Here is a 20562-nt window from a genome sequence, read left to right on the forward strand (position 1 = left end):
CGTGGACGGGAAGGTGTGTTCGCCAGTGAGTCTGCACCGGATGCCACTATCTTGCTGCGATTTCGCCGCTTGCTAGAAACCCATCAGCTAACGCGAGTACTGCTTGAAAGTAAGCGTCTGGCCAAGTCATCTAGGTATGACGGCCAGCCTAAGTCTCTTTGACGCCTGGCGGTGATGTCGACCGCCCACTTCTAGAAACAGGACTGTGAGCCCTGTAGTCCCCCCATTTGGGCACATAACGGGCCAAAGGGGACTTAACGCTCCGCATCGGGGGCATTACTCCATAGTTTCGGGCTTCAGGATGCTGTGGGAAACAACTATGTAGAGGTGCTCCTCGGTGCGCCAACTGATAATCCTGTTCTGTCCAAACGGATGCAGCTCTACCTAAAGTGCTTAGCCATCTAGGCGTTTCGATTGGGATGTGCGATAAACGCGGCACAGCGACTGGCCACTGTATCGATAGCCATAGCAGTCACCCGTCTTACCTCCCAAGCATAGACCGTAAGCGAGAGATAGGCTTGCTGACCTGGAAGTTTGTCGCGGTGCTGGGAAGCGTTCGCCGCAGCATTTAGGGCGCTTATGACTATTTTTGGACAGCTGAGTTACGGTTAAGCATGAAAACTACAATAGACGATCAAATTTCACCGCTTCAGGAGCTCAGAATCCTTCTCTGTTTGATCCGTCATGCAGACGCAAAAGGAAGCGTAGATTTCAACAACCCCGACGTCACGGCCACCCTTAGTAGCCTGGTGAGGAACTGGAACGCCGCGGATTATCTGCTCTATAAGCTCGATGAGGCTGGTGTGATCGATTATTCCGAAATCGGTGAGGACGGCTTCAAGCCAATCATTCTTTGCTTCGTCAACGATGACACGCATCAGTACGTAGCCGGGTTGGCTGAGAAAACTGAGTCGGACTACGTTGACTTAGACAAGCGCATCACCGATATCCTTACCTTCAATCCCAGCGCGCTGACTAATCGAATCACCGACACTAAGCGTCAGATTGAAGATGTCAAAAAACTCGTGGCATCAAACGACCTCCTCAAGCCTATGGCGGGCCCTTTACGCGAGATCCAGAGCCACTTCGACAGCATCAGCATCGTGTCCGAAGGCTACGAGCACATCTACAAAAACATCATTCGCCCTGTTCAAGATGAAGGTAAGTCTGGCGTCAGGGCCACGGTGAGATGGGCCATTTTCAGCATTCTAATTTCGACAGCGATCTCGCTGGCAATCAGTAACTGGTCATTCCTGAAAGATGGATTAGGGACGTACTTTTCCGCTTGACGACTAGCGCCTGCGGTATCAAGTACGAATCATGCCGAACGTGGGTATAAAGCTTTCCGACTTAGTCGGAGCCTGAGTAGCTGCCGCATGGGTGGCCCTGATCCAAGCGAGGGGTGTTCCGACACTAGCCCTAGAACTCAACGGCCAGTTTGAAATCCTGCATTTAGGTCATGACCTTGGAAAGCCAAAGCTCTTCAAGAAAACCATCGAACAGCAATTGACCAAGTAGTACAGCATCAGCCAAAGGCCATGCCCCCGCATGGTTTTCGTCGTATATGAAAAGACAACACCCTTGATTTACGCTGCGTCCACATGAAGTTGTATCTTGCGTCAAATTTGCCCTCTCTATCCAGGGAGAATTATAAGTTCATAGCCTGATGCGTGGATGCTCTCGCATAAATCAACAGACTCTTGGCAAACTTGGTTGCGAAAGCTTGAATGCCAATTCAAATCAATGGATTGCCACTGGCCCTGAACGGACTCTCAATCGTTATGCCTATCAGTATCTACCCACCTTCGAGCAGAAACCTCAAAAGCATAGACACCCAATTTGCTCTCCAGCAGGACGATTGGAACGACTACAGTTACAAAACCCTCTACCACCTTTACTACCGCCCGAGCGCCAGTAAACCGGACAAAGTTAAATACATCGGCGGTGTGAAAATTCTCAAGCGAGACCAAGAAACAGGCCCCCAGCTCATTCAGAAGCCTTTTTCCCGTCTTGGTCACGGATGGGTGTCAGTAGGCACATCACTTGATTATTACAAACGGCTGAATGAGCTACCAATCAAGCACCGCGAGAAGATCATGTCTGCCTTGCAGGACGCTGTGGCGATCCCAGATCTGATCGAGGAGTTCCAGAATGAAACGGGATGGAAGACGTCGATCTTTCGAAACACGTCCAACTGGAATAAGTTTCTCTCCGACGCCCGTGTTCTCTACGAGGGGAATTTCAGCGCCCTGGTTGGAATGGAGGATTTTTCATTTCGCCCGAAAGGGGCCACAGAGTCCATTGATTTCAACTTTGAAGCCCCCGTCCCACCTGACTACGGTGGTTCATATCGAAAAATCGGGCCTAGTCGCACTAAGGTACTGCTGCCAGAGCGCATTGTTGTATTGGTCGGACGCAATGGATCAGGCAAGAGCACTATCCTTTCGAGGCTAGCTCACCTGGCCTACGCCTCTCCTCAAGAACGGAATAAGAAAGAACTTTTAGCAATGGGTGAGATTACGCCAGCGAGTATTGGTTTCATGCGAGTGGTCACCATATCCTACAGCGCGTTTGATAGCTTCGTCGTACCCGGACTTGCCGAAAAGGACTTGAAGCAGATCATTGAGGACATCGACAACGGTGACAGCCGCTTCGTGTTCTGCGGGCTTCGAGACATCGTTCGAGAGGTGAGTAAAGACTTGGCAAGAGCTGAGAGTAAGCCAGAAAGTGCCCGATCAAGTGTATCGATGGATCGCCGGAGTTCCACTGAGCTTAAGCCTATTGACGCCCTTGCAGATGAATTCATCAAACTCCTAAAGGCCATCAGAGAGAACAAGGATGAAAACCTGTTCAAAGCAGCAATTGAGCCGCTAATGACAGATCCGTCATTCCGGGATTTCACCGTTGAACTTGATGCGCTTCTAAGCAGTACCCGACTGGCGCGCAAATACTTCATGCAATGGAGTACCGGCCACAAAATCGCGTTGCACGTAATCGCATCCTTGGTAGCTCATACACGCCCACAATCACTTGTACTCTTTGACGAACCGGAAACGCACCTACATCCACCATTGATGGCGGCTCTGATGCATTCCGTACGTTTGATCTTGACCGAGGTGAACGCGTATTGCGTGGTTGCAACGCATTCGCCTGTTCTTCTGCAAGAGACACTGGCCCGCCATGTCCGCTACGTCGAACGAAATGGTTCGACTCTAACGATTACTCCACCGACGCTCGAAACTTACGGGGAGAACATCGGCATCCTGACATACGACAGCTTCGGCCTGACGGCGGCCAGCACTGACTATCATGCTGCCCTAGATCTGCTGGCTGCGGAGTACGATACACTTAAAGAGATCGACACCATATTTGAGTTCGGGCTCAGCGCTCAGGCTCGTGCCTATGTGTTGTCCAAGATGGCGAAACGCAGGTTGGCACGATGAGAAACCTTCCCCTCCCTCATCGCGAAACCTCCAGGGCAGATCTGATTGCATCCATCCGCCAGTACAACTATCGCGGCCCGCAAGGGCATGCGCTGTCTGAAATCGAAATATCAGACCTGCTTGCCCTGTACGACCAATACGATCAAGACAGGGGGGCAGCGAGCCAGTTGCTCAAAGGCTCCAACTTCCCTCAAACACTGATTGACGCACTGGACGCGGCCTATGAGAAAACCTACGAGACTCGATCGCTATATCCGCTGCGCGAACGACTCTTCAAGGGAATAGGCTTATGCCCTATCTGTGGAATTGATCCGGTCGCCGAGCTCGATCACTTTCTCCCTCGCTCTCATTTCGCACCGCTCGCGATCTATGCTCGAAACCTCGTACCGAGTTGCCACGACTGCAACCACATCAAACTCGCCGGTTTCGGGGGGCAAAACGAAGAAGAGCTGGCATTTGTCCACGCCTATTTTGACGCACTGCCTGACATCCAGTTTCTGGAGGCGCAAATAGACATCTCTGAAGGTGGGCTGGTTGCAACGTTCCAAGTGATACCAGAGGTTGCACTGGATGAAGGCATCAGTGGTCGCCTTTCTAACCAAATGATTACGTTGAAGCTCAACGAACGTTATGAAAAAGAATTGAACAACTACGTGATGTCCCACGCGACGGCGATTCACCTTGAACACGCCAGAAAGGGTGAACGCGGCGTTAGGAAATTTCTTCGCAACCAGGGAGCAATTGAGGCTGAAAACCTCTACACCAATCACTGGCGACCTACCTTGTTGAGAGCGCTGGCAAACCACGACGAGTTCGTCGGCGAAGGTTTCGTGGAGATATTCAAGGTACCTCAGCGAATTCTAGATGAGCTCTTGGACGATTCTGACTGAGTCGCCAAGATCTGGAGCGCAAAGCTGAGAGCGTCCCGCGGACTCTCCGATTCAATTGCCCGCTGCGTTGGCAGGCGAGCAAAAACGCACTTCAAGTAGGCAAAGGGATCATGCCCATTGAGCTTGGCCGACTGGATCAGGCTCATCAACGCAGCAGCGCGTTTGCCACTGCGTTACGACCCTGCGAAGAGCCAATTTTTTCTTCCCAGAACCCAGGGACGAATTTGCTGCTCGATATAGTTGTTGTCTATCAAGAGGCTGGTTGGCCAGCCAGATCGCATCGATGCGGATCATGGAGCAAGTCCACGGAAAAAGCGGGCGCATCCCTCGATATCTGAAAACGGCCATTTCACCGTGATAGTTTGCTCGCCAAATGGCGGTCAATGATCACTGACGATTCAGTTGCTGGTTTTGGGGCGACCTTTATCGGTACGAACGCTGGCAGCGTTGCGGACGGTTGATCTCGATAAAGCGGCAGCCACTTACGAATCACGTTGGTATTGATGCCGTGACTGATGGCAACGCTGGAAATGGATACGCCGGGTTGCAGGCATTCCTGAACAACCTAGGCTTTGAACGACTTGGGGTAAAAGCTTCGTTGGCGCATTTAAGGACTATCGCGTCCGCTTAAAAATAGACGGACAACATCGCCCTTAATTTGAGAGTTCGGAAGGTGTGTTTGCCGCTCCCTTACTGTGCAGGCAGGGAGCAACTGTCTCTAGAGCAAAGGTACTGCTGAAGGTAATTCCCTTCAGCTCATGAAACCAAGCGGTGAGATACGTCCCTAATGATAAGAGTTAACGATGTTAGGGTTCTAGGTCACTCATCAGCTACTCACCCTCAAGCCAGGAAGCTAGTTTTTCTACCTCTTCGATCGCCTTTTCTAGTGCCTCCCGTGTCACATGGACAGATGGTTCAATCATCCAGCTACCTCCTAAGCGCTCCATTAGCTCTCTTTCGTACTCACTCACAAAAATAGGGCTTGGGTGCTTTTGCAGCGCTTTTAGGGTGTGGTTAGCCCGAGTGTAGGTTATGCAACTGACGTGCTGGCTAGCGTTCCTAGCCAATACAATTTGCTCCAATATAGAGAAATCTACGGGGCATTGGCTCCAGTCAACACCGTGCTGCGCGAAGCAGGTACGGTAACCACGAATGAAGCCTTTGCCGAACACATCTTGGCCAACCTCTTTTACGCAATTCAGACCAGCATTCTTTTCGTGAGTAACGAAAAAAATTTTCAAGGTCTCAGACAACATGGATATGGCGGTTTGACCAATTATCTCTAACCCAGTCTGCGCGCGAAGCCATTCATCTGTGAATGCAGGTTCACCAGTTGCCGCGTCTGGATCGAAGCCTTGTTCCTCGAATGGCTCCTCTCCTGCCTCTATTTTTCGCATCGTTTCCACAAACGGGACTGAGGCCTCATCAAAAAAGTGCGTTATGAACGCAGTGCGCTGTTTCAGGAAAAAACCAACATCCATACTTTGCCCCCCGTGCAGGTTAAACTTAACAAACTTTAGGTTAGCCCATTGCCTCCCCATGACGCGCACCACTGCCGGCGCTTTTCCTCTGAAGGTCTCGTCTAAAATGCAAGACTCAGAAGTAGGTAATCTTTGAGTTTTCTCCGGTGAGCAATCAGTAGCAGTGAAATGGCCAATTTCTGATCCTAAAAGATGCACACGATTCCCCTGTGAGCTCGTATAGTGATCCGCAGCAGAGATGGCCGGCCAATTGCCATTAGTGTTAGCGTTAGATAATTTACAGGCTCGGCCCCCCCTCTCGCCTCTTCTACAGAAGCTTGAGCGGTCGTCCGAATTTTAGCCAAATTTCTTGCGATACAAGGACGTCATGGTGCGTATTTCTAGCCCAACCAATAAAGGTGGGCCTGCGGCGAGGCAGGGCTTCAAATATCAAGACCACGTGGCTGTTAGCTTCATCGTCAAGATGCTTCGCGACAGTAGCTACGTTCAGATTGAGTGCGAGACAGCCGACGATATCGTTGCAGTCTTCCAACATTCGGGACTGACCGTCTTTGAATATATCCAAGTCAAAACCACGGAAGGTAACCACAAGTGGAACTGGAAAGAGGTGACGGATCTTGAGAACAAGAAGGCAGAGTCTTCCCTGTTCCAAAAATCGCTTAAATGTGACATCCGATCTGGCACGGCTCGCTTCCGGATAGTAACAAAACGAGACGTAGCAACCATCTTGGAAGGCTTCAAAACTGAGCTGGTAAAGCGGCTTCTGCCTGATACAACCACGGAGCGAAGCGAAGCACTGCTTAAGAAATTCAAAACATTCTGTTCCCCTCAGAACCGAGACTTCTCGTACTGGGCGGAGAATTTCGTGTGGCAGGTTTACGGCGAAGTGAATGCCCTAGAAGCGATCAACATCAACACGCTTGCTAAGTTAGCTGAGCAGTATGGCAATCGACCCAACTACAACCAGCTTAAAGATATTTACGAGGAACTCTTGGAGTTGGCTGATAAGGCGGCGACCGCCGATGTGAAGACGGATGCAGCGACCAAGATCATAAGCCGCGAAACTACATTAACCCTCATTCGGCAGCGACTTGACGAAGCTGATGCGGTTTCAACCTCAACCTCCAAGCCTTACAAGACTCGACCTGAACCATTTTTGGTACAGTTTCACGCCAGCACCGAAGAGGGATTACTCCGCTCAGTTACCGCTTACGACGTTCGCTATTCGTTGAAAAAATGGCGATGTGAGGACATGGCGAAGCATCTGATCGAATGGTTGCCAGAGTTCTCGTTGAAGGCCAGTGAAATCGTGAACATCCAGGCACACAACGCTGAAGCAATAATCGCACGGTCGATCAGCGCTTTTAGCAACAATGAGCTTCCACGAGAAAGGCTCGTTGCAGAGCTCATACTTCATGCAATTCTACGCAGCCGAGCAAACAGCGAGCCTATCGCCTGCAAAGTTTTCTACAAGGCTGCTGGCAAGCTTTCAGAATTCGGCAATGCCCATATCATCCAAGAGCAAGGACAAAACGACCAACTTTGGCTTGGCCTTGCGCGGCTAATCGAAGCTGGCAGTATGGACACTACGCTTGAGCAGATTTGCGAAGTGTTGGACGCCACCATCTCTGAAGCCGTTCTGTCCGCTGAGCGCGAGATAGTCATTGCGCTCCGCGAACCCCACCATCACCTGCCAAAAGCTGAAACATTTAATCAGGCGTTACATCGAAACTCGCCTGTGGACGACATGCTTAACGTCCTTTGCTTCCCTATCTTATTGACCTACGACAGCGCATCGCTCGCCTCTGGCTGGCTGGCCGACTACGTCAATCACCTCGAAAATGAGATTATCGACCACTACAGCGCTCTAAGGACGCAGTTACCCGAGAACATTCAACAGGTAAAGGTTGCCGTCTTTCTTGTACCTATGGAGAGCGTTGCGAAGCTAATCAAAGCCTTCAACGAACGCTGTAAAAAACTTGAAGATTTATAGACGCTGATCTGAATGCTCGACTCTAGCCTAGTAGCTGCACGCCAAAGACGGAATTGGCCTCGGGGGAGTGTAGAGACTCGACCAAGGCCTCAAGGAACAGGTCATGAATTACGAGAAAGCCAAAGAAAATCTGGTTCAGCTTAACGAAAGCAGTCTATTGAGTATCGATCTGCTAATAGCCATCAACACTTTTGTCAGCAGAAGTGACCCTGAGTGGGAAGGACGTGACCTAGTCATCCGGGCGCTCGACAAATTTGATCTGTTCGGCCCAGTTGAGCAATCACTGTTGCTCAATATGGTGCGTGCAGTTGGCCTCTTTCCCTATATAACCCCTCACCTGAGCAATATGGATCTGTCCGACCGGCTAGCATACGAGGCTCATCGGGTAGAGGGACTAGAACAGGGTATGGTATTCCATCACCTGCAGGCTCACGTGTTCAGCTTAATAATGCAGGGCCGAAACGTGGTGCTTAGCGCGTCCACAAGTGTTGGTAAAAGCCTCGTAATCGATGCTGTTCTGGCTCAGCACCGCTTCAAAAAAGTCGTTGTGATCGTTCCAACCATTGCGTTAATCGATGAAACCCGTCGCCGTCTTGTTAAACGATTCAAACAGTTCAACCTGATCACCCATCCCAGCCAAGAAGCAGAAGCAGGAACGACCAACGTCTACCTTCTGACTCAAGAAAGGGTCATCCAACGCAAAGACCTAGATGATGTCGAATTCTTCGTTGTCGATGAGTTTTACAAAATAGACTTGGGTAGCGACAAGGACGGGAGTACCCGCGCTGTTGATCTGAGCTTGGCGTTTCACAAGCTTGCCAAGACCCGTGCTCAATTTTATATGCTCGGCCCTCACATTCAGCAGATTACTGGATTGGATAGCTACGAGTATAATTTTATCCCGTCCGACTTCAGTACGGTCGCAGTCGACATTCAGAACTTCAACCTAGGTATGCGCTCGGAGGAGAGAAAAGAAACACTGCTGAAACTCGTCAAGACCCTAGCCTCCCCCACGCTAATCTACTGCCAAGCGCCAGCGAGCGCCAATCGTGTCGCTCAATACTTGATCGAAGAGGCAGGGCTTTCCGAGGTGCCGGAAACAAAGGAAATAGCCGCCTGGATCTCGAAGCATTATCACCCGGAGTGGAACGTCGCCAAGGCTATTGCCTTAGGCATCGGCATTCACCATGGAGGCGTCCCTCGCGCGCTGCAGCAATACATCGTAAAGCTGTTCAACGAAGGGGTTATCAAGCGCATCATTTGCACGTCAACGATGATCGAGGGGGTTAATACTTCGGCAGAGAACGTCATCATCTATGATCGCCGATTAAAGACGTCAAATTTTGACTACTTCACATTTAAGAACATTTCTGGCCGTGCTGGTCGAATGAATAAATATTTCATCGGCAAGGTTTTTATGCTCGAGGAGCCCCCTGTGGAGCGGGGTCTTACCGTTGAGTACCCCATCGGCCACCAGGACGAAAGCTCTCCAATGGGCCTTCTCATGCAACTGGAGAATGAATACCTCACTGACGTCTCGCGCGGACGGCTTCAAGAGGCGTATTCGAATCCTGTCATATCACCAGCAACCCTGATTGAGAACCGGCATATACCAATCGATCGACAACTCGAGGTTGCCAACGCGATCATTCGGGAGCTGGCTGAAAGCAGGCAGTTGCTCACTTGGAAGGGCATTCCAGAGAAATCGAGTCAGCTTAATTACCTCTGCGATCTCGTTTATAGCTTGGAAGGCGGCAATTTGATGGAGTACGGAATTTCTTCAAGCTCCCATCTGGCATGGCACATCAATGAGATCAGAACAAAGAAAGATTTGCCCTCCTATCTCCAGGATGCCGTACTGAATCGTAGGGAGGATGACACACCGAGCGAAGCGATAAATCTGCGATTGAAATTCCTCAGGAACATGGTCTGCTTTAGGTTGCCACGGGACATAATGGCGATTAGCAAAATACAGGACGATGTATTCACCCAAAGAAATATCGAGCCAGGAGACTTCAGCTTTTTCGCAGAGCAGCTGGAGAACCTTTTCCTTGACCCGTTACTCACGGCCCTGGATGAGTACGGCATTCCTACGCAGGTCTCAACCCAGATCAAAGGCATGATTCTACCGTCTGATAACCTGAACGATTTGCTTCGAAAGCTCCGGGCGTTGGCCCCCCAAGTAGAACGGTTAAGGTTGAGCAACTTCGAGAAAAGCTTGATGAGTTGGGCCATCGCAGAGATGTAACCAAGGGCTAAGGAATTCGGTCTTTCGAGAGTCATAGAAGGGCCGACTCACAGCAAAGCCTTGTCGCTGATTCGCCAAGCCAGTAACGGATAGCAGTCTCAACACGGCCCCAACTGCCAAACCGTCCTTCATGCGAGGAGAGGCATAATACAACATCACCTTTCAGGGCCTCTAGCGCTTGGAACTGCTCGACGAGATGCTTTCAAGTTGGCGGAGCTCTGCGAGTTTGGATATAAAAACCCTCAAATGTAATTTTTATGTGCTCGTCCGAGCCTCTTAACTAAACAACGCGATTAGGGTATCTCACAAAGCCTAATGCGCGATCTACCTCACAGAGAGTATGGGTCAGGCTTTGTGCCCGCGGGGGTCAATCCCAATCACCCCCATACCAATCGTCGTCAAAATCACACTGATCAGGATCGTTATCATTTCGCGGTGAGTCATCCGTCGAGAATTTAACCCGCTGAACGCTGTGGAGCATGAGTGAATTCGAAACGTATTCAATAGCACTCAAGCGCGGAGGTAACGAATTCGATATTTGCCCAAGATCGTCGATTACATCCACTCGCGGTTCTTCGGCAATCACCGCATGGTTGAACAAGGTTAGATTTGTGCCATCCGCCACCTGTACAGAGGCAAAAAGAACTCCATCGATGGGAGGTGTTCGCTGGGTAGCCAAGTACTCCGCCATTACTTGAGTGACTAAATACTCATGCTCTTGGTCGGGTAATACGGGAATTCTGATTTTGCTGTGTAGTGTTTTAAGAAAATCTCGGCGCCCCTTTTTTTCTGCGTATGCGGGATCAAAGATGCTTAGCGGGTGCGTTTCATAAGCCTTGTCTAAAGTTATAAAGTCCAAAACCCGAACGGGCCGCCTAAGCTTAAATAGCCCACTGATAACCCGTCCTCCTACAGGCGGACGAAGTTCAGCTACGCATGTGTCACGTTCAAAAGCTCCATAGAAGGCAGGCACACCTGCAGGATTCATCCTCCCCGATCCTGCACGCTCCTTTGGAGGCGCCCCTAACTGGTTAGCGGCATCCTTCGCGATCACAACATACTCAGCAGTGGAATCACAGCGTCTACCACGATAGATTTCTTCATCGCTCAGCTCTCTGATTACGGTTCTGAAATCGCCGTAGACTTCAAAGAGATCAATCCCTTTAAACAGCCAATCAAGAAACTGTTTCGCATTTTTATTGAAGAAACGATTTCCGTGCTTCATGTCTAGCTTGAAATCGTCCCATCGGTGCTCAGCCTGATAGGGCTTGAGCGTTCGCGAGACGTAGTTTAGTTCGTCGCTATATTGGGGCTCTCCACCCTGCATGAACTCATAGTGTGAGCAGGTCGTTAGAGCACCGCAAACAAGTTCCGATACCGGATCATCCTCATCAACGCCCAGCATCTCAGCAATATGAAGGATCAATAGATCACCCTTCTGCTCATAGTGGGAAAAGCTCCCACTATGAGTGAATTTTGGATAATCCGCACCCGGTAAAAAATAGCGTTGTAAAACATTATCGACCATCAAAACCAAGTCGCTAACAGGAATGGCCTTACGTTTTTTTGAACAGACTGAGCATTCGGAGCTGACCCCCTTTCTCTTGATGAGTTTAACAAGGTAGTCATCATTTACACAGCCAAAGCAGATCACGTCGCTATCCAATTAAATCTCCAAAAAACCCTAACTAACGCCAAGCCCCCTAGCCGACACTAAGACCTAATCTCCGTCAAAACTCGCTAGAGATTATGGCTCAGCAATAACTATTATTGAGCCATAATTTCGAATAATCCAATCAAGTCTTTCGGCCGAAGCCACCAGATCGCTCGGACTAAGGCAGTACACAGTCCCAAGCTGATCACCCCGCGTAGTGAAGGCTCTAGCTCATCATCTCCCAGCGCATCCCTAGATCAGGATGGAGGGAACACTCGCAAAACGCAGTTCTCTCTAATTGGTGAGCATAATCACCTTCATAGATGCTGAACCTTACAGTCCTGGTCGATCAGCTTCCGGCGGTTCTCTTCAAAAAGCGCATCCTCCCACTGATGAAAATCGGTTTACTATTCGTGATTCCCTTTTCGACCAACTCATCGAAATTGTTCGTAGCCCGAGTAGCCCTCCAGCGCTCTTCCATTGCCACACAGTCATGCCTCCACGTCCAATGAAATCGCGCATTCAACCTTTGATCAGACTCGAGCCGTTCACTTTACCGAAGCAACTCAAGAAAACTACGACGCCCACCGCCGCGCTTGAAGCTACCAACAAGGTAATTTCCCTCCCCCGTTTCCAAAAGCCAGAAACGCCCTTCTTTCCATGCTCTTTGAATTTTCGTCGTGCAAATGATTCCGCCATTGGCTGTTCGATGAGCTTCGCCTTCCTGAAGGTGATCGAAGAACACACCAAGGCACCTGTCTTCTATAATCACCACATCGCTGATAAAAGCCGTAATAGCTACGGTGTATTTTCGAAGACTCGCCTGTACAAGACGACTCAGTTGAAAGTCACTGAGATACTTACTATGAAATTCGACTTCGATGATTTCTGGCATCCGGCCAAAGCTCCAAAATGAATTAACAGTATTTGAGGTGCTCATTGCTTAACCTGCTTTCATAGAAAAAGCGGCACCCACACTGCCCTCTTTTCTAAGGCCCGATCCCCAGAGGAGGTAGACGGTGCTCTTGGTTTCAAACATGCAGCTTTCAGTGAAGGATTTTCCGAAGTTACTACGTACCCACATAGCGGGCTGGAAACGACCTTTACTGTCTAGGACGATTTCGTGAGCGAAAAGCGTCATGGGAAGTAGACCAAGACTCGTAAGCTTTTCCCTTTCAACCGGCGTAACGGTGAGGTCGATCAAGATCCACTGTTTGACCACACAGAATGCTTTGCCCGGGAATGTCTTTGCTGCCAAACAGATCAATTTCTTTTCAGATCCCTGCCAGCCAGGCAATTCATCTCCGGTTCCGTATAGCAACTGCGAGATTTCATTCAAAGTGACCATTTAAAACCTTAGATTCACACTAAACATCAACTGTCGAGCAAGCTCACACCCGCTAGTTTTGATCTATCAACTCCGAGCCCAATGAAGGACACTGACGAGATCTATTCACCCTCAAACCACCACCAAGCACTCAGGATCGAAGCCTGTGCTTTGACCCGGATAACCTCGCGGATTGGAAACCACTCGGCACCCATTCTTTAAGAAGTCTGCTGCAAAATGCGTGTGCCCATGTATCCACAGGTCAGCCTTACTAAGTAACTCTGACCAATCGTTCGCATAGGCTGCAGCCTGATGTCCAGGATGATCGTCACCCAGATGATCCAACACTGGTGCATGGTGTGTGACCACCACTGTTTTGCCGTCGAAAGGTCTATTAAGCTCCTGGGTTAACCAGCGGTGAGCTCTCATGGATTTCGCGACTAGGTCATCTGGACGCAAACGCCTGTAATCCAAGTCGGCTCGAATAGCCAAGAAATCGTTCATCGAATCCCAAGCAAGGCGCTTTGCCGCAACCACATCACCCGTTGCCGAATAATCCGTCCAGGCAGTTGTGACCAAAAAGCGTGTGCCATCGAGAATAAGCATCTCGTTTTCGAGTACATGCACATGGGGCAATGCAGCGTCTTTCATCTTTCGCAATGTGTGACCTATATGCCCGCCGTAATATTCGTGATTGCCACAAACATAGATCACAGGGCACTGGAATGTCTCATTCGCCCATGAGACTCCACGCGATTTGAGATCAATGTCACCAGCGAGAATGACTACGTCCGCATCGCTTGGGGTGGGATCGAACCGAACGAACTCGAGGTGCAGGTCAGAGTAAATCTGAATTTTCATAGCGGACGACCAGTTTCGATTTAGATGTACTTTGGATAACGCTGCGGCAGCTGGCCTCCTAGGGTGACTCGTCTTGCAAGGAGAGGCTGCGTTTACGACTTGGATTAAAAAATCACTCGGAGTCCTTTTAGAGAGTGGGCATCTATAAGACGACCTGGGGCATCGGCATAAGCCTTTTCGTCATCTATGTTGTGAAGACATACCCGACATCCCGTGGAGTCATATCCCACCAGTAATCCAGAAAGCCCCTCCATGATCCATTTACCGGTTTTGTTCATCCACCCGGGTGTGACGACCTGAATTTCCGTAATGACAAACTCGCTGGTTTGTTGAGAAAGTATTTCGTCGAGCATATCGATGTCACTAATCATCATGGTGCGTGGCCACACCTTGCCATCCGAGCACTCTTCAAGAACGACGTGATACCAAGGATGAGCCAAGTGGCGTTCAAATATCCGCCAGTTTGAATACCCATCCCCAAAGATATTAGGGGTGCCGTCGGCAAAGGCTTCATGACTTCTAAACATTTCACATTCCCATAGATCTACAGGCCGCAGTTGCAGCTGATTTCATTGATAAAGAGACATAATCGCGGCGAGGCTGGCTGACTTTTCATCGCCATCGCCCATCAAAACGTACACCGTATTTTTGGTTTCAAAGAGAAAGCCATCTTGGAATGAAATGGCCATGGACGTAGATTTTGGTCAGATCCTCATCGCTTGCTATCGCACGCACAATCGTCCACTGCTGGACGATGCAAAAGCCTTTGTTTGGAAAGCAGCTCTGTACCAACTGAATCAAGCTCTCTTGGCTTTCAGTAGAACCAGACCGAGGTTCTCCATTGCTGGAGAGGAGCTCACCGGCTGCTTGGGTATCTTCGAGTTCCAATCAAAAAGCCTCTGACATTACATGTGATAGGTTCAGTACCTATGCCGTCTACGCTTGACAGCGCTTGTCGCCGCCAGCGGTAACCGGCGGCGAAAAATACGTTGGAGCTCAAGTGGTTGCCCGGAAGAACACTATATAGAGTCGATCCGGGCAGAGCAACGTGGCTACATCCTCGCCTTTCGAGGATTTCCTATGTCACTGAGCCAAGGCTTAGCAGCCGTTCTACGAGCGATTAGAGCCACCAAAGACCTCGCCCAGAGCGACCTAGCATCTGCAGCAGGTCGTACATTTTTATCTAGGATCGAGCGGGCCAAGTCGGATGTGACACTTAGCAAACTTGATGAAATCGCCTTAGCGGCCGGGCTTGACACTGTGACGTTGATGGTGCTCCGCGCAGTAGCGAATAACGGTAAAACGCCAGAACAAATACTGAAATGTGTAGAGGAGGAGCTGGCGGAATTTAAAAGCCAAGGCGGCTTGGAAAAGCTAACTAGCCAGGTAGAGGATGGTGCAGTAGCGTCTAGGGCAAACAGCCGATTGGAAAAGCAACTGGCAGTTCAAGAGTGCAGGATGATCGGGATGACCCAGCGAGAGGCGGCGAAAAAGCTACAGCTCCCCAAATCCACAGTGGCTGATTTGTGGAATGTTAGTGGTACGTAGCTTGGGGTACCTGCGGACACATATTCTGCTGTCGCTGCAACGCTTAGTTGATGGATCAGTGCGAACGCTCGAGATCTTCCGACATCAAGAGCGCGGTAGCCTTTTTAATATCGATTTCTCTCGTTCGAGACGAGCGATTCGGGCTTCCAGCTCCTGAATCTTTTGCTGCTCAGGGTCAGTGCATTAGTCTGCGGGGTGATACCTGTGCACTCCTGCAGAAGCTGGCTAGCCCAGCGGCGCAGGGCCAACTCGCCAACACCTAGCGAGCGACTGGCTTCGATGAAGCTATAGTTTTGTTTGAGTACGAGGTCGGCATCCTCGCGTTTGAATTCAACGGAAAAAGCACGACGCTGTTTGGTCATCTGACACCTCGATATGGCGAGCATTCTTGCCTAAATGGTTGTCCGGTTTCATTAGATCACTACACTCTGGTGATATGTAGACGGTGACGTCCACCGACCAGCGATAGGCCTCACCATAGAATGGCGGCTCGTGATGTCGACTGGATGAGAGCCCAATTGAAATTGCCCGCCGCCAATACCGACTGTTCGGCGGTCATACCCCAACCCGCCATCGACAAAACTGTCTAGTAGACCCCATGAATTCCACTCTTGGCCCGGCTCGGGTGTGGGGCAATCTGCCATACGCCGCTATGTCCGCATGCGATATGATGCCAAGTAGATATCAACACAAGCAGCTTGGGAACGGTCGATAAAACCGGGGCTGTATGGCTTTCATTTCACAACACAGGATCGTGTTCTATGCCAGTCGATGCCCTGCCACTTGCCCCTCTAGCACCACTGCCTGTAATCCCTCTCACACTCCAACATCAAGGGCAGCAGGCATATCTTCCCCCAGGTGCGAATGAGTGGATGCCACTGACAGCTGAAGCATATCGCGTACTGAAAGGGGCCGAGCCTGATGATGCCCAACTGATCAGTTCGAACAGGAATACGTTGAGCGAGATGTTCTCGTCCGCTCTTCAGGTGCCTAACCTAGGTTTTTTTGCGGGAAGCGGTACATCCCTAGGTAACCCCGGTGGGCCTAGCATGTTGAAGCTATGGCAAGACTCGATGTGCGACCCGCTGACCCATACGCTGACAGCTGCCGGTCAGCAGGTTACTGAGCGTGTCCGTTATGCCGAGCGCAAAAATCCGAACATTGAGCATTTCTTGTCACAATGCGATGCCTACCTAGCGTTCAACGACGACCCAGCCGTCGAAGGGTTTGTTGCACGCGTGAAAGAGCAAATCCTACACGCTTGCTCAACGTTTATTACCCTGCCCACGTCAGACATATCGGCATATCGTGAACTCCTTCAGAAGCTGGCTAGGAGAAGGGTTCGTGACCCGCGCCTGAAGGTGTTTACGACAAATTATGACATGTGCTTTGAAACGGCAGCGTCGGAACTGGGGATGGTCATTATTGATGGATTCTCCTACACCCGCAGACGTCGGTTTGACGGCAAACATTTCACATACGACATCGTGCGCCGTGAAGCTGACAGCCATGAGTTTGCCGAAGGCATTTTTCAACTACTGAAGCTCCATGGTTCCGTCAGCTGGAGCCGAGAGAGCAATGAAGTCTACGAGGACAGTCGACCGACGCCGGAAAATGCCTGCCTGATATACCCCGCGAAAGGAAAGTACCAACAAGCGTTTCTCCAACCTCACTTAGAGCTGCTTTCAAGATTTTTAGAGTTTTTGCGTCAGCCGAACAGCTGCCTGGTTGTGTCAGGATTCGGGTTTAACGATGACCACCTTTCCGAACCGATCTATTCAGCGTTGCAATCCAACCCAAGCCTGAAGCTGATTCTTTGCGACTTCCAGTGCATCAGCCATGTCCACAACCGGGGTTTTAATGGGTCGAGTCCGTATTGGGGAAAATTCCGCGATCTCGCTCAGCGCGGTTTCGACGTCCATTTTGTCAGCGGCTCATTTGGTGATTTGACGGCTCATATCCCCCACCTGCGCACCGCTTCACCAGCTGAACAGTTGGCAAATGCTGTTAAACGGATTGGTAGGTAACCATGTCCCCAGAAGGAATACTTCTTAGCACGCTGAAAATCGGAGTGGTCACCAGCGTGGCAGCGCAACTGATCAAAATCAACCTGGCACATGCTGGAGAAAACAGCGGTCGATATTTAGGTCACAATCGCTACGGTAAGGGTGAGGTGGGGGAACTGGTGCTGATCGAGGGTCAGCAAGCGGTGCTCCTAGGACGCATTACCGAGGTGAACCTACCTGATCGTGAGCGCACCGAGATTTCCCAGGACTTCGCTGGCACGCATGCTATTGATGCAATTGGCTTGATCCGCCTACTGGGGTCTGTTGATCCACACACCTTGAAAGTCACTGCAGGCGTGAGTTCCTACCCACGATTGGGAGACCGGGTTTACTCAGCACCTGGCTCGTTTATCTCCAAAATCCCAACATTGATTTCGAGCGGAATAAATGGGGAGTCCCCCCGTGTAACACTCGACCTCGGACATGTCTCTGGGGACGGAGGTTTCGCGATTGCTGTAACGCCAGAAAAACTCTTTGGTCGGCATTGCGCGATCTTGGGCTCAACCGGCGGCGGGAAAAGCTGGACGACTTCAAAGCTTATTGAGGAGTGTCGTCGATATACCTGCAAGATCGTGCTTGTGGACGCTACCGGGGAATACAGGTCACTTGAAGGGGAAGACTCAACACATCACCATCTTGGAAACCCGCTGCATCGGACTCCTGCCTCACTTGAAGTGGCCATTCCGCCCACATGCTTTAATGAGACGGATTTTATCGCACTCTTTCAGCCGTCAGGTAAAACTCAAGGCCCAAAACTCAGAGAAGCCATAAAAAGCCTGAGGCTTGCGGCGTTGGCTCCAGATATCTTCACGGGAGGGTACGTTCCGAAAGTAGGTCAACTCAAAGCTGATTTTCGTCGAGCGATGAATAGGGACAATAACGCCAACCGGGTGGGTAATCCGAATCTCCCCTTTGATCAGGGCATGTTGGTTCGGCAAATTGTCGAGGAATGCTGCTTCCCGACGGGACAGAACAACGACATGAGTAGATGGGGCGCGGCAAGTAGCGAGCTATCCTACTGCTCCTCCCTAATGACACGAATCATGAGTGTCATGGACTCTCCTTCGCTGAGCAGTATATTTCGCCCTGCAGAGGGTCTCCCGAGCTTGGTTGAACATCTCGATGAGTTTATCGCTGGAGAAAAGCGGTTATTCAGAATATGCCTCAGCTCAGTCGGCTATGAGTTCAACGCAAGAGAAGTCATCGCCAACGCCATCGGCAGGCTGTTATTGCTTCGAGCACGTAACGAGTTTTTTAGGCAGCGTCCGCTGATCGTCATCTTGGACGAGGCTCACAATTTCCTAGGAAAAACGTTGGGAAGTGAAGACGATGTTCAGAACCTGGACGCGTTCGAGCTCATAGCGAAAGAAGGACGAAAGTACGGACTCAACATTTGCCTAGTGACTCAGCGACCGCGAGACATCACAGAAGGAGTGCTGAGTCAGATGGGCACGTTGCTTGTACATCGGCTGACCAATGACCGTGACCGAGAAGTGGTCGAACGTGCCTGTGGAGAGCTGGATCGTTCAGCCGCCGCTTTTTTGCCCAACCTCAAGCAGGGCGAGGTGGCACTGGTAGGTGTTGATTTCCCAATCCCTGTAACCATTCAGATGGGACGCCCCACCCAACCTCCAAGGTCGGACGGGCCAAGCTTTCAAGCGCTATGGTGATGTCGCAATCCGTTTCGCTTGCATCGGTGTTCTGAGAATGTTCAGCTACTCTCGAATTCAAACAGTTAAGCGACGTCGCGGGTGCTGGATCTCAACACAAATATACGATGATGCAGCTTGCGAATTTACTCCGGCCATCTGTATGGGTAACGCTATAAACTCAGGTTACTGTGCCTTGTTTTTGACGCTTGAACCGTATGCGTCCGGCCAAGGTATCTAACCACCGGTTGGTTGTAGATAAATTCAGAGTGCGCGATCATGAAGTGCTAGCTTTCATTCGTACAGTCATGAGATTTCCAAGGAATGAACCGATCAGAGCGCCGCAGGTACGAGAAAGAGTTTCCAAAAGCTTTGAAGAAGGCCGGTGATAACTGCGGGATTTGCCGCAAGCCACTGAAACACAACTCCCGTACTTTTGGCGGAGTGTTGTCGGATGGATGCGCTGCATTGGCGGGTGAGTGCTGCCAAAACCAGCTCGATGTCGTCATGGGTTCCGGGGTGTACATCAACCAGAACACCGATGCCATCATGGGTGTTTTGGAGCAGATGAAAGGTGATTCAGGTGGGCAACCAGTCGCGGATGCGCTGGAAGCTTCGAGGCGTCTCCAGTCGGGCATTGGAGGACTAGAGGACATCGTCGAGCGCACAATGCGGCGCGGAGGGCTTTCGAGGCCTGCTCAAGGTATTTCGTTGACCGACACCCCGTGGAAGACGGATGACGCACAGTGGTTTGAGACACACTCCGCTAGATCTCACCGGTTACGCCCTATGCATCCTGGCGAACACGAGACAATACCAACTCAAATGAAAGAGGCCGTCATCCCCGATGATCATCGATGGGATATTTTGGTGCGGCAGATACAAAAAGGGCACCGTGCCCGATTGGCTTTTTGTCGCAATGCTCTTATGGAGATCCCCGATGTGGAAGAGGTGATTCATGCAATCTTTGACACTGTTGCCAATGCCAGGCCGGGCGACACAATAACGGCCGATAAAATTGCTGCTCTGGCCAAGCGTTATCACACCTCCAAAGGCTCAGTCCCCAACTAAACGAGATCGCTTCAATCCTTCAATTCAGCCTGGGCTGGATGGCCGATCACCTCAGGTCGATCAAAAGGCTGAACAGCATACGTAAAGAGGAATTGATGTCTAGACATGGGGTTATCGTTCGACGGGCATGGGTTCTTGCTTAGCCGGATTGGAGCGTGATTTACAGCTCTCAGCTTGCTCAGAGACGTCGACTTACAAAATATTTCGGATTCGAAGTTTGGCTGATAAAGCGTATACTTCGACCCTCAAAATGAAGCTGAAATAGCCAAAAGTATACGTTTTTACTCGATCGCATCGATTAAGACTTGATAAAAGCCCCGCAGGCGTTGGG

Annotated in this window: 17 protein-coding genes and 4 pseudogenes; 11 read left to right on the plus strand and 10 right to left on the minus strand. The window is 50.5% G+C overall.

Annotated features, from left to right (window positions below; genetic code table 11):
* The 4 genes and pseudogenes from TU76_RS25865 to TU76_RS12400 all read left to right on the plus strand — a co-directional run.
* Positions 1-135 (plus strand): annotated as a pseudogene (locus TU76_RS25865) (IS5/IS1182 family transposase); the annotation flags it as partial.
* Between the two features lie 479 nt (positions 136-614).
* Positions 615-1289, plus strand: a complete 675-nt coding sequence (locus tag TU76_RS12390) for a COG5 family protein (RefSeq protein WP_048351744.1) — start codon at positions 615-617, stop codon at positions 1287-1289.
* 438 nt (positions 1290-1727) lie between these two features.
* Entirely contained in the window at positions 1728-3443 is a 1716-nt protein-coding gene (locus TU76_RS12395) for an AAA family ATPase (protein WP_197678349.1), read from the plus strand.
* The gene (locus TU76_RS12400; protein ID WP_048351745.1) at positions 3440-4333 is read left to right on the plus strand and encodes an HNH endonuclease; all 894 of its coding nucleotides are present in this window, start codon (positions 3440-3442) and stop codon (positions 4331-4333) included. Before TU76_RS12395 ends, TU76_RS12400 begins: the two co-directional genes overlap by 4 nt.
* Here TU76_RS12400 and TU76_RS24740 read toward each other — a convergent pair.
* From TU76_RS24740 to TU76_RS12405, 3 genes and pseudogenes are all read right to left on the minus strand, one after another.
* Positions 4294-4584, minus strand: a pseudogene (locus tag TU76_RS24740) (transposase domain-containing protein); the annotation flags it as partial. The gene TU76_RS12400 and the pseudogene TU76_RS24740 overlap by 40 nt on opposite strands.
* 98 nt (positions 4585-4682) lie before the next feature.
* Positions 4683-4886, minus strand: a pseudogene (locus TU76_RS25870) (transposase); the annotation flags it as partial.
* A gap of 277 nt (positions 4887-5163) precedes the next feature.
* Positions 5164-6012 carry a hypothetical protein gene (locus tag TU76_RS12405; RefSeq protein WP_151121062.1) on the minus strand — a complete coding sequence of 283 codons (849 nt, stop codon included), beginning with the start codon at positions 6010-6012 and terminating at the stop codon, positions 5164-5166.
* A gap of 169 nt (positions 6013-6181) precedes the next feature.
* On the opposite strand from TU76_RS12405, the gene TU76_RS12410 reads away from it, so the two are divergent.
* Together TU76_RS12410 and TU76_RS12415 are read left to right on the plus strand one after the other, a co-directional pair.
* On the plus strand, positions 6182-7807 hold the full coding sequence (locus TU76_RS12410; RefSeq protein WP_048351746.1) for a HamA C-terminal domain-containing protein: 1626 nt from the start codon (positions 6182-6184) through the stop codon (positions 7805-7807).
* A 103-nt stretch (positions 7808-7910) separates the two neighbouring features.
* On the plus strand, positions 7911-10055 hold the full coding sequence (locus TU76_RS12415; protein ID WP_048351747.1) for a DEAD/DEAH box helicase: 2145 nt from the start codon (positions 7911-7913) through the stop codon (positions 10053-10055).
* A gap of 367 nt (positions 10056-10422) precedes the next feature.
* Here the strand turns inward: TU76_RS12415 and TU76_RS12420 are convergent, their stop codons facing one another.
* The 6 genes and pseudogenes from TU76_RS12420 to TU76_RS25875 all read right to left on the minus strand — a co-directional run bounded on the left by TU76_RS12420 (position 10423) and on the right by TU76_RS25875 (position 14689).
* Entirely contained in the window at positions 10423-11721 is a 1299-nt protein-coding gene (locus TU76_RS12420; RefSeq protein WP_048351748.1) for an RES family NAD+ phosphorylase, read from the minus strand.
* Positions 11722-12262: 541 nt separating this feature from the next.
* Positions 12263-12649: a hypothetical protein gene (locus TU76_RS12425; RefSeq protein ID WP_169775414.1), complete on the minus strand. Its 387-nt coding sequence runs from the start codon at positions 12647-12649 to the stop codon at positions 12263-12265.
* A 3-nt stretch (positions 12650-12652) separates the two neighbouring features.
* Complete coding sequence (locus TU76_RS12430) at positions 12653-13057, minus strand: DUF6957 family protein (RefSeq protein ID WP_048351750.1); 405 nt, start codon at positions 13055-13057, stop codon at positions 12653-12655.
* Positions 13058-13168: 111 nt separating this feature from the next.
* A complete protein-coding gene (locus TU76_RS12435; protein ID WP_048351751.1) occupies positions 13169-13897 on the minus strand; it encodes a metallophosphoesterase family protein in 729 nt (242 codons plus the stop codon).
* Between the two features lie 104 nt (positions 13898-14001).
* Complete coding sequence (locus TU76_RS12440) at positions 14002-14424, minus strand: hypothetical protein (RefSeq protein WP_048351752.1); 423 nt, start codon at positions 14422-14424, stop codon at positions 14002-14004.
* A 42-nt stretch (positions 14425-14466) separates the two neighbouring features.
* A pseudogene (locus TU76_RS25875) lies at positions 14467-14689 on the minus strand (DUF6957 family protein).
* Here TU76_RS25875 and TU76_RS12445 point away from each other — a divergent pair.
* Positions 14585-14800 carry a hypothetical protein gene (locus TU76_RS12445; protein ID WP_048351753.1) on the plus strand — a complete coding sequence of 72 codons (216 nt, stop codon included), beginning with the start codon at positions 14585-14587 and terminating at the stop codon, positions 14798-14800. The pseudogene TU76_RS25875 and the gene TU76_RS12445 overlap by 105 nt on opposite strands.
* Positions 14801-14977: 177 nt before the next feature.
* Positions 14978-15445 carry a helix-turn-helix domain-containing protein gene (locus TU76_RS25225; protein WP_048351754.1) on the plus strand — a complete coding sequence of 156 codons (468 nt, stop codon included), beginning with the start codon at positions 14978-14980 and terminating at the stop codon, positions 15443-15445.
* Positions 15446-15549: 104 nt separating this feature from the next.
* On the opposite strand, the gene TU76_RS12455 is transcribed toward TU76_RS25225, so the two are convergent.
* Complete coding sequence (locus TU76_RS12455) at positions 15550-15807, minus strand: transposase (RefSeq protein ID WP_072022822.1); 258 nt, start codon at positions 15805-15807, stop codon at positions 15550-15552.
* 399 nt (positions 15808-16206) lie between these two features.
* On the opposite strand from TU76_RS12455, the gene TU76_RS12460 reads away from it, so the two are divergent.
* The 3 genes from TU76_RS12460 (at position 16207) to TU76_RS12470 (ending at position 20231) form a co-directional block, all read left to right on the plus strand.
* Positions 16207-17472 (plus strand): SIR2 family protein, encoded by a 1266-nt coding sequence (locus TU76_RS12460; RefSeq protein ID WP_231984114.1) that lies wholly within the window; start codon positions 16207-16209, stop codon positions 17470-17472.
* A gap of 2 nt (positions 17473-17474) precedes the next feature.
* Positions 17475-19181 carry an ATP-binding protein gene (locus tag TU76_RS12465; RefSeq protein ID WP_048351755.1) on the plus strand — a complete coding sequence of 569 codons (1707 nt, stop codon included), beginning with the start codon at positions 17475-17477 and terminating at the stop codon, positions 19179-19181.
* 303 nt (positions 19182-19484) lie between these two features.
* A complete protein-coding gene (locus TU76_RS12470; protein WP_048351756.1) occupies positions 19485-20231 on the plus strand; it encodes a hypothetical protein in 747 nt (248 codons plus the stop codon).
* Positions 20232-20562 lie beyond the last annotated feature (331 nt).

Source organism: Pseudomonas psychrophila (assembly GCF_001043005.1).
GTDB lineage: Bacteria > Pseudomonadota > Gammaproteobacteria > Pseudomonadales > Pseudomonadaceae > Aquipseudomonas > Aquipseudomonas psychrophila.

What these genes read in the sequence shown, in the direction of transcription:
- TU76_RS12390 (WP_048351744.1), top strand. Translation starts at nt 615, where the DNA reads ATGAAAACTACAATAGACGATCAAATTTCACCGCTTCAGGAGCTCAGA.
- TU76_RS12395 (WP_197678349.1), top strand. Translation starts at nt 1,728, where the DNA reads ATGCCAATTCAAATCAATGGATTGCCACTGGCCCTGAACGGACTCTCA.
- TU76_RS12400 (WP_048351745.1), top strand. Translation starts at nt 3,440, where the DNA reads ATGAGAAACCTTCCCCTCCCTCATCGCGAAACCTCCAGGGCAGATCTG.
- TU76_RS12410 (WP_048351746.1), top strand. Translation starts at nt 6,182, where the DNA reads ATGGTGCGTATTTCTAGCCCAACCAATAAAGGTGGGCCTGCGGCGAGG.
- TU76_RS12415 (WP_048351747.1), top strand. Translation starts at nt 7,911, where the DNA reads ATGAATTACGAGAAAGCCAAAGAAAATCTGGTTCAGCTTAACGAAAGC.
- TU76_RS12425 (WP_169775414.1), bottom strand. Translation starts at nt 12,649, where the DNA reads ATGAGCACCTCAAATACTGTTAATTCATTTTGGAGCTTTGGCCGGATG.
- TU76_RS12430 (WP_048351750.1), bottom strand. Translation starts at nt 13,057, where the DNA reads ATGGTCACTTTGAATGAAATCTCGCAGTTGCTATACGGAACCGGAGAT.
- TU76_RS12435 (WP_048351751.1), bottom strand. Translation starts at nt 13,897, where the DNA reads ATGAAAATTCAGATTTACTCTGACCTGCACCTCGAGTTCGTTCGGTTC.
- TU76_RS12440 (WP_048351752.1), bottom strand. Translation starts at nt 14,424, where the DNA reads ATGTTTAGAAGTCATGAAGCCTTTGCCGACGGCACCCCTAATATCTTT.
- TU76_RS12445 (WP_048351753.1), top strand. Translation starts at nt 14,585, where the DNA reads ATGGACGTAGATTTTGGTCAGATCCTCATCGCTTGCTATCGCACGCAC.
- TU76_RS25225 (WP_048351754.1), top strand. Translation starts at nt 14,978, where the DNA reads ATGTCACTGAGCCAAGGCTTAGCAGCCGTTCTACGAGCGATTAGAGCC.
- TU76_RS12455 (WP_072022822.1), bottom strand. Translation starts at nt 15,807, where the DNA reads ATGACCAAACAGCGTCGTGCTTTTTCCGTTGAATTCAAACGCGAGGAT.
- TU76_RS12460 (WP_231984114.1), top strand. Translation starts at nt 16,207, where the DNA reads ATGCCAGTCGATGCCCTGCCACTTGCCCCTCTAGCACCACTGCCTGTA.
- TU76_RS12465 (WP_048351755.1), top strand. Translation starts at nt 17,475, where the DNA reads ATGTCCCCAGAAGGAATACTTCTTAGCACGCTGAAAATCGGAGTGGTC.
- TU76_RS12470 (WP_048351756.1), top strand. Translation starts at nt 19,485, where the DNA reads ATGAACCGATCAGAGCGCCGCAGGTACGAGAAAGAGTTTCCAAAAGCT.